The organism is Lactobacillus sp. ESL0679, from assembly GCF_029433515.1.
Taxonomy (GTDB): domain Bacteria; phylum Bacillota; class Bacilli; order Lactobacillales; family Lactobacillaceae; genus Lactobacillus.
Window position 1 is genome coordinate 204506 of sequence record NZ_JAQTIG010000002.1, and the last position, 15930, is coordinate 220435.

Below are 15930 nucleotides of genomic sequence, written 5' to 3' on the forward strand. Positions count from 1 at the left end.
TAAAAACTTTAGTTCAACTTTTAATAATATTCTACTAATAATAACTTTATGGCTCGATGCGGTTAATCATTCTTGGGAATGGAATAGCTTCGCGAACATGGTCTAATTTACAAATCCAAGCAATTACACGTTCAAAGCCCATGCCAAAGCCTGAGTGTGGCACACTACCATACTTACGCAAGTCAAGGTACCAGCTGTAATCATCTTCATTCAAGCCAGCTTCATTAATTTGCTTTTTCAGAATGTCATAGTCGCTTTCACGTTCTGAACCACCCATGATTTCACCGTAGCCTTCAGGTGCCAAAACATCAGCACATAGGTATTCCTTAGGATTTTCTGGGTTCTTCTTCATGTAAAATGGCTTAATTACTGTTGGGTAATTTACGATAAAGAATGGTCGGTCAAATTTTTCTGAAATATAAGCTTCGTCAGGAGAACCAAAATCATCGCCCCACTTGAAGTCACGACCACCTTCTTGCAGCATTTTAACGGCATCATCGTATGATAGACGAGTGTAGTTACCTTCTGCAGCTGGTTCAAGCTTCTTAGGATCACGACCTAAGATTTCCAATTCATATCGGCAGTTAGCTAATACTTGCTTAACAACATAAGACAAAAATCTTTCTTGAATATCAAGAGATTCATCTTGATGCATCCATGCCATTTCTGGTTCCATCATCCAAAATTCGGTTAGATGACGTCTAGTCTTAGATTCTTCGGCTCTAAATGTTGGACCAAAGGTGAAAATTTTGCCAAAGGCTTCAGCACCAACTTCACCATAAAGTTGACCTGATTGTGATAAGTAAGCATCCCCACCAAAGTATTCCGTATGGAACAACTCAGTTGTTCCTTCTGGTGCAGAATGCATGAAAATTGGCGCATCAAATTTTACGAAACCTTCATTTTCAAAGAAATCAACCGTCGCTTTGAAAATAATATTTCTAATGCGCATAATAGCGAATGGCCGCCGGCTTCTTAACCATAAGTGACGGTGATCAAGCAAGAAATCAATCCCGTGTTCCTTATTTGTGATTGGGTAGCCTTCATTGTTAGTAACAATCTTCAGGTCCGAAATTTGAATTTCGTAGCCAAAGTGTGAGCGCTCATCTTGATGAACAGTTCCTTTGATGTAAAAACTAGCTTCTTGGTGCAATGACTTGGCGGCTTCAAATACTTCGCTAGAAACGTCATTTTTCCGCATAATTCCTTGGAAAAACGCGGTACCATCACGCAATTGTAAGAAAATAATCTTCCCACTTGAACGTTTATCTGTTAGCCAAACATGCATCTCAACTTCTTCATCAACATGCTCGGAACAGTCTCTAATTGAAATTAATTCTGTCATAAATTCTTATTCCACTTTCCTTATTGTATCAAGTTAATCATACCAAAGTTTTATCTTTTTCGCGACTTAACCGATAAATTTTCCGGTTTTAAATTCATATAATTTGTAACTATAATCACCAGCCGCATTTTTGGCTGTAACTTCCCAAACTGGTTTGTTCTTGTACCAACCCAAGTTGACCTGATTAATTTTACCACCAGTTTGCTTCTGATTAAACTCAGTTCTAATCTTAGTTTCGCTAACGCCCTTTTTAGCAGGATAAAGATAACCCTTCTTCGATCCTGGCAAGTAAATAAAATAATATGTGTCGTTATGTTTGCTAATACCTTTAACCGAATAACTGTTGACCTCGCGGTCTAAGTGATAGCTTGCTTGGACTAACGTAATCGGTGTTTTACTGGTTGCTATCTGCTTAACATTCTGCGTTTCATTGCGCCCAGGTTGACCTGCTTGGTAAAAAAGCGCCACAAACATGAGGTAGAGCAGCGCGATAATGATTACCACCCAAGTAACGAACTTAATTGTTTGTCTCGTATCATCTTTAATCATAATTAGCCAACTTATCTCGTAACTCCTTTAAACTGACTTTTTGCGTTTTAACCGGAACTGCATCCAGAAATACTTTACCATAATCTCTCTGCCAAATGCGTGAATCTAAGATCACAAATTGACCGCGATCTTCTTCACCGCGAATCAAGCGCCCCATCCCCTGACGAAAGCGAATTACTGCTCGCGGTATTGTGTCAGTCCGAAAAACATTTAAGCCCTCATCCTGCAACTTCTTTTGGCGTAATCTGACTTCTGGCTGATCTGGCGATTCAAACGGTAATTTTGCCGCAATTACTAGGTCAATCCCGCATTGGTGGAAGTCAATTCCTTCCCAAAAGCTGTCAGCGCCGAGGATAATCGCCTGATTAGCAATTGCAAATCTCTTGGCAATCCGGTTATTTGACCCTGACAATCCTTGAGCCAAAATCTCGAAGTCTCGTAAGTTAGGTGAATTTAAAATCAGCGTAAATACTTCTTTAATTTGGTCCAAATTGGTCATTAGTACTAATACATGCTTTTTCTTACCTAAATCGTTAGTCAAAATATCTGCCAATTGCGTAATATATTGACTATCACTAAAGTCTGGCATGTCCTTAACCGATAACACCTCAAGGTGCTTTGCTAGCTTGAAGGTACTCTTACCAATGTACTCCTTGGGCATTAAATCGGCCAAGGCTAACTGCTTAATCGCAAAAGTAAAATTATTCTCACTAGTTAAGGTCGCACTGACAAACAGTAAATGGTCAAAGCGCGCATAAATTTGCTTTAATTCACTACTGGCATCTAGCATTAGCCAACTAAGATTAGCACTAAGGGGATCTTGCGGATTAGTTAAGGTAACAATAAAGCCTTCCTGCTGCAAATTTGTCTGGTCATTAAGCAAATCAGATAATTGATAACTCTTTTCAATGTAAAAGTCGAGGCGATCAAGCTGCGTCGTGATTTCACTTAATAATGCATCTTCATCACTGGTTGTATCTCCAGCTTCTTTATCAAGCTTAAATAAAATCTGGTTAAGATGCTGCCGGACACTCTCTAATTTGCGTTGAAATTCACTGAGCCGCAGTCGAAACTGGCCCTTTTTAGGAAAGAGGTCTGTTCCTTGAAAGCTAAGTAGCAATTTGCCATTTGCCAGTAGATTTTGATTGATTGCTCGCAATTTTTTAGCTGCCAACATTTTCTGTAATCTATTCATTACGTGAATCAGGTCGATGAGTCCTGGGTTTAATTTTTCTAGTAAAAAGTTAAGCTGCGTGTCATTACCATATTGGTTAGAAATACCATCCTCTGCGTAATACAGCAGATTGCGGATATGACTAAGCACACCCCAAAGCGACTCAAACTGAAACGAATCATTGCGCGAAGTAATTACATTGTCCACGAACCTATGGGCTTCATCAATTACAAGGTATGGGTTTTGGCCCCAGATAGAATCGTTATAATGATTAGCTAGGTACGCATGATTGGTTACTAAAATATCGGCTTGTTCCTGCCTCTGTCTTGCTAGATTCCAAAAATCAACAGCCGCAAAATTGCTGCCGACGCGTGCATCCCCCGGATGAGTGACCTGCGTGAATAATGGCGCCCGATAATTGGTTAGCTGTAATTCATCTAGGTCACCTGTTTTTGTTTGCGTCAGCCACACCAAAATCCGCATTTGCAAAATCAAGGTAGGTTTGTTCTGTGTTCCCTGATAGAGACTCTGATAAAAACCATCGAGGTCAAGGTAGTGACTGCTTGATTTAACAACTTCTGCGGTCAGGTCAAGTTTAGTAACCGCCAGCATTTGCGGAATTTCTTGACTAATCACCTGATTTTGTAAAACCTTGGTTGGCGTCGCAATCACTAATTTTCGGCTAGAATAAAGTCGGTAAGCATAAGCAAATAGGTAAGAAAAAGTTTTTCCTGTACCATTAGGAGCCTCAACAAGCATTGCCCGCTCATTACCGTTACCTAAAAAGTTGTCAATTTGGTTAATTAAATTGACCTGCGGCTGGCGATAATTAATTTTCCCTTTAAACAGTTTTCGCTTAAGGTCGTCCTTAACCGGAAATTTCGCTTTGCAGGTTTTGGGATTACTTGGCGTAGTTACTTGCTGCTTTTGCAAAACAATATTACGTACCTGCATCCGGTCTTTACTCAACGGGCGTTTTTGCTGCCGAGCATTTTCCGCAATCGTTGTAAAGATCCATGAGGTATCACGAATTAATCCGTGAGCCAGTGAGCTAAGGGTATTGAGCGTAGCTTGTGGCAAAGTCTCAAGTTGATGGATAATATCAATTAATAAAATGGCAGTGCCGTAAGCATCAGAATCGGCCTTATGTGGATTTAAATGCTTAATTTTTAATTGTGCCGTTAAGTCACTAAGCTTATATGATGGCAGGGTTGGAAAGGCGATTTTGGCTAATTCAACCGTATCAATTGCCTTGTTAGCTAACTCATCAAAGCCGTGATTAACTAATTCATAGTTTAAAAACGGCAGGTCAAAGTTAACGTTGTGCGCAACAAAAACCGTTCCTTTAAGAAGTTTAATAATTTTGGGAGCATAGTAAGCAAAGTCTTTTTGCCCAGCAACATCCTCATTATGAATGTGGGTCAGATTTTGAACTGCCAAGGGAATTTCACGGTGAGGATTAATCATGAACGAATAGGTCTTGACAACTTGCAGGTTTTTAATAATGGCGCAGCCAAACTGGATGATATGATTATCGTCCTCACGCTGCGTGCCTGTTGTTTCCAAATCAACAACCGCAAAAGTGTCTTTAGCAAATGATGTCATGTTCCGCCCTCCTTTTCTCTTCTATTTAACTTCTACCGCCCTTTTTGCGTCAAGTAGAATTAGGTATTTATGGGTTACTTTTTGTTTGGCAAAAGAATTAAGCGCCTGCTCGTACAACCTAAGCTGCCCCGTGTATTTTTGCTTAATCTTAGCAATTGCCGTATCTAAATTATTCAGATCAACATGGTCAGTCTTGTAATCAAACAAAATAATCCCGTCGTCAGCTTCAAAATAACCATCAATGGTCCCGTGAACCAAAATCTTGGCATCAGGATCACTAAACTGGTTAAACAAGGTCGTTGCCGCAATTAAACTGGAAAAATCAACTTCACGCTTTAAATTACCTGGCTGCTGCCAAAAATCGCGAGCAAAATCGCTATGAACAAACCAGTTGATTTCATCTTTTTTCAGACTTGTAACAATTTGCGGGTTCAATTTTTTCTGCTTAACCAATTCCTGAATTTCGGCATCTAATTGTGCATCATCACCACTACCGCAATAATCATAATACTGCAGAATTAGGTGCGTTGCTGTTCCGATTTCCGCACCAGTAAATTTTGATTCAAATAGGAAATTGGGTTTGGTATCAATCGGCTGCAAATAACGGTTGGTGGATGATAAGAGGTGCGCATTTTCTAAATCCGTATCAATCGGGTCATTGAAGGCCTTCTTGATTTCTGAAACGGCCTGGTACGCCGTTGTTTGACTGGCATCCTTAAATGGATAAACAAAGTCATACAATTTTTGCGCTGTTTGATTCAGTAAAGTTAAATCTTGCGTTTCCTCTTGGCGTTCTTCTTCTAAAACTGCTCCAGCAATCTGTTCATTATCATAGTTGATAATTAGCAAGTCTTGGTTTTGATCTAACTCACTTGTGACATCACTAATCTTTTGTATTGGCTGTTTGTCAAAGTGAATTGCGGGGCCAATAAAGTTCATTGGACTGGTAGCCGCTAGCTTATCGGCTAGTGCAAGTTGACCATTATCATTTAATTGGTGCTCCCAAGTCAGGACTTTTTTAGGAAAACTCGGAATGTCGGCGACTAAGATAAGTTTTTGTTTGGCTCGCGTTAGCCCAACATATAAAATTCGTGCTTCTTCCTCCAGTAATTGCTGCTTTTGCTTGATATTGTCAATTGCCTTAACCAGTGAGTCCGCACGATAATGTTTGCGCCGCAAGGTCAGTCCAACGTTATCGGCATTAATAATGTAATTACCGCTTAGGTCACGCATCTGGAACCGATGTTGGAGCCCAACGTAAAAAACAAGTGGAAATTCAAGTCCTTTAGACCCATGAACAGTCATCAGCCGCACGGCATCGCCAGCTTCTTTAGTTAATAGCGGTTGGGCCAAATCTTTTTGACTGCGCCGCATGCGTTCGATAAAGTTAATGAACTGGTACAGACCCTTAAATCCCGCACTTTCATAGGAACTTGCTCGTTCGTACAGAGCCTCAAGATTAACTCGGCGCTGTTCGCCGTTAGGTAATCCAGTCATGATTTCCAAAAGGCTGGTCCGTTCATAAATACTCCAGATCAATTCGGAAATCCGGTGATTAGTCGCAAATTGCCGTAAGTTATCTAGCTGATTTAAAAAGGCTTTAATTTGAATACTTAATTGGTCACCAACTGTCACATAGGAAGTCAAAGCATCATAAAAACTCGTATTTTTGCTATGAATGCGAATTTTAGCCAGGTCCGGCTCTTTGAAGTTAAACAAGGGTGAACGTAAAACTGCTACGAGTGGAATGTCCTGGTCCGGATTATCAATGATTTTTAAATAATTCATAATTACCGTTAATTCAAGCGTTTGGAAATAATTTTTGGCGTCCGTGATAAACAATGGCAGGTGATTTTTAGCAAACTCTTGCATGATTGTTAGGTTATCGCTGCGACTTCTGGTCAAAACGGCAATATCACTGTACTTAAAGGGACGTTGATGTCCTAAATGAGCATCATAAACCTGCAAATTCTCTTGCTTGAATTGCTGAATACGATTGATGACCATCGTAATTTCGCTGGCATCAATTTCCGGTTCGGTTTCATCAGAATGATTTTGCTGGGTTTCTTTTTCGTGATAAAGAACCTCGCTAGCTGTTGGCAAGTTTGACGGATAATATTGCGCGCCAAAAACTAGTTGACCTTCGCTAGGATAATCAATCCCGCCAAAGTCGGTACTTAACACACTATCAAAGACTTGGTTAACCAACTTGACAACCGGCTTAGTAGAGCGAAAGTTTGCCGATAATAAAATTCGTTCTTGATTTTTATTTTCCGCTTGTGCAGCTGCATGGTATTTATGCAGGAACAAACTCGGTTCAGCTTGCCGAAAACCATAAATCGACTGCTTAACATCCCCCACCATAAAGAGATTGTTTTGGCCGTCTTTTTTCAGCAGCTGCAAAATCTTTTCTTGAAGGGCGTTGATGTCCTGATACTCGTCAATCAGAATTTCTTTAAACTTATTACGGTAAAAGTCACGAGCCAATTGTGAATTAGACGTGTCCTGACTAAGAATCTGATAGGCTAGTTGCTCCATATCACTATAATCAAGCAAGTTTTCCGCCCGTTTTAACTGGTTAAAGCGATCAATCAGAGCTAACTCCGCCTTAGTAATTGCCGAGGTGATTTTTTGTCCCTGCTTTAACAGATCTAGTTGTTCGGACTCGTCCGTCACGTAAAAAGAGGTATAAGTTGAAAAGACTTGATTCTTAGCTTCTTCTTTTAAAGCTTGACTTTCCTGATAAACGTCAAGCAGGTCCTCGTCCCACTTATTAGATTTACGGTACTTTCCAGTAAAAACGCAGCTGCGTAAATATGCCCGTTGAGTCTCATAATCGTCATCAGTTGCCAGACTTTGGCGATAATTTGATAACGCCTGATGAAATTGTGTAAAGCTCTCATGCACTTTTCTTAATTCTTTAGTTTCAATTTGGCTGCTGGCAAGCAAGCGCTCAATTTTTTCATTAAGGCTGGTAAAAGTATTGCTTAAATACGGTTTAATCTGCTCTTGCCATAAATCAGACGTAATAATATTGTCTGCCACCTGGTATTTTTGACTTAACAGCTTCAACCAATCACGATAATCCGGCTTGGCCATCGCAAAGTCATATAGATCAAGCAGCAAGCCTTGAGCTGAATCAGCATCCCGATCACCAGCGAAATTATCATAAAAGGCAATAAAGTCTTCGTCCTTTGTTTCTAGAAATTCACCCTCGATTTCTCGCAGTGCCCGCTCACGCAATAGTGCCGCCTGCGTCTCATCGGTTAAGACGCTGAAGCTAGGATCAATATCAATTACGTAATAGAAGCGGTGAATAACATCCAGACAAAAAGCATCGATTGTCGAGATATTAGCCGTATCAACTTGGTTAAGCTGCTGGCGTAAATAACGCTTGTCATTTGCAGACCCTAGCTGCTGTTCTAGGACCTGTTTAATCCGCGCTTTCATTTCTTGGGCTGCCGCCTTGGTGAAAGTTACAACGAGCAATTGGTCAACGCCGGTGCCTGCCAGGATTTCTTGCATAACCCGTTCAACTAAGACCGTAGTTTTCCCACTACCTGCTGATGCAGAGACCAAAATATCTTGCCCGCGATCATCAACTGCTTGCTGTTGCTCTTTAGTAAATTGGGGCATTATCTAGTCACTCTCTCCTAATTTTTCTTTGATTTTATTAAGCAGTTCTTTTTTACTTAAATTACTAATCTGGTGGTATTTATTTTCCTTGAGCATGGCGTCAAAAAAGAAGACATCGCGATAGTCAGAATAGGTCAAGGCGTTTTTGCCCTTGCTATATTGATATGGATTGAGCTTAACTTGCCCCGACAGAATCTGGCTGGAAGCCGCCTTAATTAAATCCTCGTCATACTTTAATAACAGGTCGATTTCATCTTCAGTAAAATCATTTTTATTACTAAAGCTAAAGCCGCCTTTGGCCTTAGTCTTAACACCAGTATAAAGTTCTGAGGCTTGGCCTTTTTCTTCAAGCAGTGGTTCAGCCTTTAATAGTAAATCTGGATCATTATTGATTAATCCGGTATATTTAAGCCGCGTTTTACCATCAAGGGATGTCTGCTTTAGCATTAAATCAGTGCCAATCAAGTCTTTACCATTCAGGCGCTCAATTTGTCTGGTAACTGTTTGATAAAAAGCCCCTAATAAAGACAACGGATGATTACCAACAAAGAAGTCCTGATTTTGTGCTAAGACGTCAAGGTAAGACACCATCTGCAAAGAAATGCCGTTATAAAATAAGCCGAGATTGAACTTCTTCGCCGATGACTTATAGTCAATTACTTGCGCCAAAAACTCCCGCTGGTCAGAAATTTGCGCAAGATCCACCCGGTCCATCTTGCCGCGTAAGTTAACATAATGCTCACCTGCTAAATTAGGAATTTCAAAGTTCAGACCCTTAACTTTTTCGCCTAAGCCAAAACTGAGTTCTGAATATTTGGCCCGCAGCGGCGTTTTTTGCAAAGAACGGTGCCAGTTATTGGCGACTTTAGTTGTTGTTTGGTCTAAACACCTGAATAGATACTTATTAAACGGATCATTCATTAACTGCTGGTATTTAGTCTCATCCTGCATTTTTGCCCGCGCCAATTCGAGCAGTCTCTGCAAGGTGGCCTGATCGATTTCTGCTAAGTCCAGCTTTTGCTGGTTTAATTCCTTAACTAAGCGGTCAAAGGTCTCGTGAAAATAATTGCCGGCTTGGATCACATCAAGCTCATTTTCAAACCGTTTTCTTAGCCGCAAGCCATAATTTAAGAAATATTCGTAAGAATTTTCGTAAAAAGTTTCTAACTGCGAAACTGAAGAATTAAGGTTTTCACCGTATAACTTTTGGGCCAACTCTGGACCAATATCTTCAGGTCGATTATCAAACTGACTGGCTTCAAGAACCATTGCCGTTTTTTGCGGTAGATACTTTTGCGTCAGGTCTAATAATTGCTGAACGCGAGACTGCGGCTTATTTTGATTCAAATAAGTCAAATAACCGAGGCTGGCTTCAGGATTTGTTAAAAATGACAACAAATCCTGCAATTTATCCGGCAAGTTATGCTGACTAAATTCCGGCGCACCTGCATTTTTTAATCGCTCATAATAAATTGAGGGCTCAAGCTCCTCATTAGCAGCGTTTAAAACGGGATAAGAAAGGTAAACCTTATCTTGGGCCAAAGCAAGTGACACGCCGAACTGGTAATTCTGATCTAAATTGCTCAGTTGCTGGCGGTCTTCTAAGTAAGAGTCTTCACCAAACGCCTGACTCAACTTGTCTAAGTTTTCCGTGCTTAAAAAGCCTGGGGTATTTTGGATTGCTGGCAGATTGTTGCTGGTTGCCCCAATAATGAAGACCTGCTTGTAGCCACTGGTTTGGATCATTCCCATTTCAGACAGGTTGACCGCATCAAGAGTAGACGGAATCTGCGAAAATGTTGCTTCTTTGAAGCCATTGGTTAACACGTAAAAGAAGCTATCAATATCGAATTTATCGGGATTAATCAATAGATAATCGTGAAGTAAATTGATTAATAAGTCCCAGACTTGTTCGGGCTGCTGCGCCTGTTGCAATTCGCCCTGCTCTTGAGCATCTTCACGCCATTTTTCCAAACGTTTTGGAACCCCATTTTGGGTTAAAAAGTTAAAGAAAATGGTAACGGCACGTTGACTGTCGGTCTCTTCTTTCATTTCAGTAAGTAAATCGGAAATTCGCTTGACAAAATAATCCTTAAGCTTGCTGATGTTAGCAACTTCATTAGGAATTTTATCTAATCTGATGACTTCCGCGGCCACGTAATTGGTAAAATCGCGGCGCCATAAATTATGGTTAATTCCGTGCGCTAGGACAAAGTTTTCAAGTTCGTCAACATCGTGAATATAGGCGGCTTCTTCCTGATACCAATCTGGAATTAACAGCCGCGTTTTTAAAATCGCCAGCAAATTGCTGGTTTGCAGGGGTCTAGTAAGCAGCTGGGCAATATTTTCAATCAACACTACCAGGGGATGATACTTCATCTCCTGTTGCAGATCATTAAAAAATGGAATCTGATTTTGCCGCAAAATTGGCGTCAGGTAGGTTTCATATTCGTGCAAATTAGGCGCTAATACCAGAAAATCACGGTAGCGATAGTTGCTCAGAGCTACTTGCTGGTAAATTGTGCGGGCGACAAAGTACGCTTCAGAGTAACGTGAATCGGCACGCACTAACTGAACCTGATTTAGTTTCTCGGGTGTGGCAATTGTTCCCGTCCAAAACTCATTTAGTAACTCACGATTTGATTGCTTGGGTGCAATTGGTGTTCCAATAACCTGATAATTTAAGTTATGGTCATCAAGATAGTGCGTTAACTGACCAATTGTTTTTTGAATAACATAATCGTAATCGCCGGCCTCGGCATCAAAATCAATTTGTCCCAGTTTCGTCTTGAAAGCCAAGGTAACACTGCCAGCATGCATCATAAGCAGCTTAATGGTCAGACTTTCTTGCAGCGAAAAGTGTGAAAAATCGCTGAAATAAAAATCCGTCTTACCCAAGTCTTTTTTACTGGCTAATAATTCGTTTAACTGCAGTTGCACTTCATTTTTGGTTGAAAACTTATCCGTAATTTCAGTGATAAAGGCATCATAAATAACTCGCAAATCCGCAATTTTATTTTTCGTTTCTAAGTCTAAATTACTGTCATCAAGTTCATCGAGGTCTAAGTTACCTGCTCTGACTTGCAAAATAGTGTCATAGAGCTGCTTGACTAAGCCAGAATTAACGCTGACGTTTTTAAATAAATGCAGCTGGTCACGCTGGTTTTCAATGATTTTTGCCAGCAGCATGGCCGCAGCTGCATCATCTAATTGCGTTGGTAGTCCTTCTTCAGCGTCTTTTAAAAAGTACCAGGCTAGTCGTGAAAATGATAAAACCTGCAGATTTTTCACTGACTGCTCAACTTGCTTTTGACTCAGCGCAAGCTTATTTATTGCCCTAATTTCTGTGGTAAACTTAATATGATTAGGTACAATGATAAAAGTTTCATGTTCTGGCTGGTTTTGATAATTTTCAATTGCTAGTTGCAGAATTTTTTCTTGCAAGGGATCTGTTTGGCGACCGACTAGAATCTTGATCATTTGTTCACTTCTCCTTAGCTAATATTTTAGCATAGGAGCCGCAATTTTTTACTAACATTAAGGATCTTAAATAAAATGAAATGTAGTTATTTAGCACATGGCAAAGTTATCCTGATTGGTGAGCACGCAGTTGTTTATGGTTACGATGCCCTCGCCATGCCGATTATGTCCTTGCAGATTAAAGCTAGTGTTGAACCGAACTCAACAATGTGGATGGATACTGCTCGCTATCACGGGCCCTTTTTTACTGCGCCGGATGAATATGACGGCTTAAAATACGTGGTCAAGACGATACTGACTAAGGCAGATGGTACTGTGCCGCTTAAAATCACTTATACTGGTGAAATTCCAACAGAACGCGGTTTCGGCTCCAGTGCAACTGTTGCTCTGGCCACAACTAAGGCGATGAATGAGTATTTGGCATTAAATCTGACAGAAAAAGAAATCATGGTGATTACTAACCATGCCGAAATGATTAATCACGGCAAGGCCTCCGGTCTTGATGCGGCAACCGTTAATTCTACTAATTTAGTCTTTTTTAACCAGAAAATGGGACCTAAAACACTTAACGCAAAGCTCGGGGCCACTTTGTTAATCATGGATACGGGAGAACTTGGCAGCACGAAAGAAGCGGTTAAACTGGTTCACGCGCAAATGATGGCCGATCCTGCTAAAAAGCAAATGATTGCTCAGCTAGGACAATTAGCTACTGCAACTAAAGCGGCATGGCTTAACCAAGATCAAATTCAAGTTGGTCATATTTTTAGTCAGGCGCAAGCAATTCTGCAGGCGTTTGGGTTAGCCACCACTAAAATCGACCAGTTACAAAAACTTGCCTTGGCTAACGGGGCTTTAGGCTTTAAATTATCTGGTAGTGGCCTTGGCGGTATTGTAATTGCCCTATGCCCTAACCGGAAAACGGCAGACAAAATAGCGGCCGTCAGTCAAACATTAATCACGGGTTCATGGATTGAGGAAATTTAATGGCGAAGACAGTTCGAGCACATACAAACATTGCGTTAATTAAATATTGGGGTAAGGCAGATGACCAGTTGCGGCTGCCGTTAATGTCCAGTCTGTCAATGACTTTGGATCAGTTTTATACGGATACTAAAATTACAGCGAGCACAACGGGAAATCATTTTTTCTTAAATAATATTGAACAAACTGACAAAAGTGCCCAGCGCGTTTTTGCTTATCTAAAAAAACTACAACAGCACTTTAACGTGACCGGTTCATTATCCGTTCATTCAATTAATCACGTACCAATAGCCGCAGGACTAGCCTCATCTAGTTCTGCTTTTGCGGCCTTGGCTGGAGCTTTTTGCGCATATTACGAATTAGACGTTAATCAGCGGCAATTGTCGCGCTTAGCTAGACTTGGCTCAGGTTCGGCCAGCCGGTCAATCTATGGCGGTTTTGCTGTTTGGCAAAAAGGCGTGGATGATGCGACCTCTTATGCCTACGCTTTGGACGAAAATCCGCAGCAGATGGACTTACATCTTTTGGCAATTGAATTAAATCAGCAGCCCAAGAAACTGTCATCAACTGGTGGGATGAAGCAAGCACAATCTTCGCCCTTTTTTAAGCCGTGGCTGGCGCGTAATGAGCAAGAAATGGCGGCAATGACGTCTGCCATTAAAGAAAATGATTTTACTCATTTGGGACAACTAGCCGAACTTAATGCCAGCGAGATGCACGCAATTAATTTAACGGCGCAGCCTGGCTTTACTTATTTTGAGCCGGACACTATTAAAGCTATCAAGTTAGTTGCGCAATTGCGCGCGCGTGGGATTGAATGTTACTACACAATCGATGCCGGCCCTAACGTTAAAGTTCTCTGCCAGTTAAGAAATGTAAAAGATGTGACCAATTCATTTGTGTCTGTGTTTAAGAATGCTAAGATAGTAAATGCAAGTTTTGGTCCAGGTATCTCATGCCTGGACTAATTAGCGTAATTTAATTGATTAGGAGATTAAATTAATTGATCACAGAACAAGCACCCGGGAAATTATATATTGCTGGTGAATATGCTGTTTTAGAACAAGATTGCCCTGCAATCTTAGTCGCAGTTAACCAGTTTATTCGGGTTTCAATTACTAAAAGCAAGTCAACAACGGGCCTAATCCACTCCAAGCAGTATTCACAGGACTCAATTCATTGGGTGCGTAAAGGCGCCAAAATGGTAATTGATAATCGTGATAATCCGTTTGAATATATTTTAGCCGCAATTTCTTACACAGAACGTTACTGCATTGAACAGAATATTAAAATGAAGGTTTACGACCTGCACGTTAATTCTGACTTAGATTCAGCTGATGGTAAAAAATACGGCTTGGGTTCTAGCGCGGCGGTTACCGTGGCAACAGTTAAAGCAATTTTACGCTTTTATAATGTGCCTTTTAGCAACGAATTAGTTTACAAATTATCCGCAATTTCACACTACTCCGTTCAGGGTAATGGCTCTGCTGGTGATATTGCCGCTAGTGTTTACGGCGGTTGGCTGGCCTACCAAACCTTTGATAAGGCATGGCTGACTGACGAACTAGCTAACAAAACTTTGTCAAGTATTGTAGACGAGGCATGGCCAGGGTTGAAAATCCAGTTGCTGACGCCGCCAGAAGGGATGCGCCTAATGATTGGCTGGAGCCACAAGCCAGCGTCAACTTCACGACTGGTTGATGAAACTAATGCAAATCGTGCTGCCCTGAATGGCGAATATCGCGAATTTTTGCAGGCATCACGCGAATGTGTATTAAAGATGATTACCGGTTTTGAGCAAAATAATATTGCCTTAATTAAAAAGCAAATCCGCGTTAATCGTGGCCTGCTGCAGCATTTTGCTCGAATTAATCAAATTGCAATTGAAATTCCGCGGCTTTCTAAGTTAATTAACATTGCCGAGGACTTCGGCGGTGCAGCTAAGACTTCTGGTGCTGGTAACGGCGACTGCGGCATTGTAATTGCTGATAAGACAACTGATGTGGCTGCACTGGAAAGTCAGTGGCAGGAAAATGGCATCCAGCCTCTTAACTTCCACGTTCATCAGGTTAGATTTGCCCAATAGGAGAAAAAATGTCAATCAGATCTAAACGTAAAGAAGAACATTTAACTTTAGCCCAAACTTTTTTCGAACCTGAAAAAGCCAACAGCTTTGACCAAATGCATTTATTACGGCCAGCACTGCCAGAAACGCGAATTGATTTAGATGCAATTAAAACAACAATGTTTGGTAAAGCAGTTAATGCCCCCTTCTTTATTAACGCGATGACTGGTGGCTCGCCTAAGTCATTATTAATTAACAAAGAGCTGGGCAAAATTGCTAACCAAACTAAGATTGCTCTTGCTCTGGGTTCAGCCAGTATTTTAGTTAAAGAACACGCACAACTAGACAGCTTTTTAGTGGCTCGCGATGCTAATCCCGATGGGATTATTATTGCCAATATTAATGCAAAAACGGTACCTAAAGATGCCCAAAAAATTGTCAGCGAATTACAGGCTGATGCCTTGCAGGTACACCTAAATACAGTTCAAGAAATTGCGATGCCTGAAGGTGAACGTGATTTTCGCTGGCTGGATAATCTTAAAAGTTTACGGCAAGAAATCACCGTTCCAATAATTATTAAGGAAGTTGGCTTTGGTCTTGACCGTGCAACCATTCAATTGCTTAAAAATGAAGGCTTTAAGTGGTTCGATGTTGCTGGTAGTGGTGGCACGAATTTCGCGCAAATTGAAAACGCGCGTAATCAAAGTGACCTTTCTTACCTAGAAACTTTGGGCTTACCAACAGTTATTGCGGCAATGATGGCCCAAAAAGAGCAAGTCAACCTGATCGTTTCTGGTGGTGTTCGCAATCCTCTGGATGTCTTCAAGGGCTTATGTTTGGGTGGACAATATGTTGGTATTTCTAACGTCTTTTTGCAAACAATGGAGCAAAATACACCCGAATATTTATTGCGGACAATTCAAAATTGGCAGCATGAATTAGCCGGTTTATTAGCTGTCTTTGGTCAAAAGGATTTGACTAACTTAGCAAGTATTAAGCAGTATTTTGACCTTCCCTTGCATGATTTAATCAGGCAGTTAAGTTAAAACTTTACATAATTAAAATTATGGCAAAAAAATATGATAGTCGCTCGCG

General features: G+C 40.8%; 9 protein-coding genes. 4 read left to right on the forward strand and 5 right to left on the reverse strand.

Annotated features, from left to right (window positions below):
- Nucleotides 1-46: 46 nt before the first annotated feature.
- The 5 genes from asnS to PT287_RS03960 all read right to left on the reverse strand — a co-directional run bounded on the left by asnS (nt 47) and on the right by PT287_RS03960 (nt 11789).
- A complete protein-coding gene (gene asnS, locus PT287_RS03940) occupies nt 47-1345 on the reverse strand; it encodes an asparagine--tRNA ligase (RefSeq protein ID WP_277132778.1) in 1299 nt (432 codons plus the stop codon).
- A 66-nt stretch (nt 1346-1411) separates the two neighbouring features.
- A complete protein-coding gene (locus PT287_RS03945; protein ID WP_277132780.1) occupies nt 1412-1894 on the reverse strand; it encodes a hypothetical protein in 483 nt (160 codons plus the stop codon).
- Nucleotides 1887-4673, reverse strand: coding sequence for a helicase C-terminal domain-containing protein (locus tag PT287_RS03950; protein ID WP_277132781.1), 2787 nt, complete (start codon nt 4671-4673; stop codon nt 1887-1889). Before PT287_RS03950 ends, PT287_RS03945 begins: the two co-directional genes overlap by 8 nt.
- Nucleotides 4674-4694: 21 nt before the next feature.
- Nucleotides 4695-8309, reverse strand: coding sequence for a helicase-exonuclease AddAB subunit AddA (addA, locus tag PT287_RS03955; protein ID WP_277132783.1), 3615 nt, complete (start codon nt 8307-8309; stop codon nt 4695-4697).
- Between the two features lie 3 nt (nt 8310-8312).
- On the reverse strand, nt 8313-11789 hold the full coding sequence (locus PT287_RS03960) for a PD-(D/E)XK nuclease family protein (RefSeq protein WP_277132785.1): 3477 nt from the start codon (nt 11787-11789) through the stop codon (nt 8313-8315).
- Between the two features lie 75 nt (nt 11790-11864).
- On the opposite strand from PT287_RS03960, the gene mvk reads away from it, so the two are divergent.
- Genes mvk through fni form a run of 4 tightly spaced genes read left to right on the forward strand, consistent with a single transcriptional unit; the run spans nt 11865 to nt 15881 of the window.
- A complete protein-coding gene (gene mvk, locus PT287_RS03965; RefSeq protein WP_277132786.1) occupies nt 11865-12773 on the forward strand; it encodes a mevalonate kinase in 909 nt (302 codons plus the stop codon).
- The gene (mvaD, locus tag PT287_RS03970; RefSeq protein ID WP_277132787.1) at nt 12773-13738 is read left to right on the forward strand and encodes a diphosphomevalonate decarboxylase; all 966 of its coding nucleotides are present in this window, start codon (nt 12773-12775) and stop codon (nt 13736-13738) included. The genes mvk and mvaD overlap by 1 nt, the downstream gene beginning before the upstream one ends.
- Before the next feature lie 35 nt (nt 13739-13773).
- Entirely contained in the window at nt 13774-14856 is a 1083-nt protein-coding gene (locus PT287_RS03975; protein ID WP_277132789.1) for a phosphomevalonate kinase, read from the forward strand.
- Between the two features lie 8 nt (nt 14857-14864).
- Nucleotides 14865-15881 (forward strand): type 2 isopentenyl-diphosphate Delta-isomerase, encoded by a 1017-nt coding sequence (gene fni, locus PT287_RS03980; RefSeq protein ID WP_277132791.1) that lies wholly within the window; start codon nt 14865-14867, stop codon nt 15879-15881.
- Nucleotides 15882-15930 lie beyond the last annotated feature (49 nt).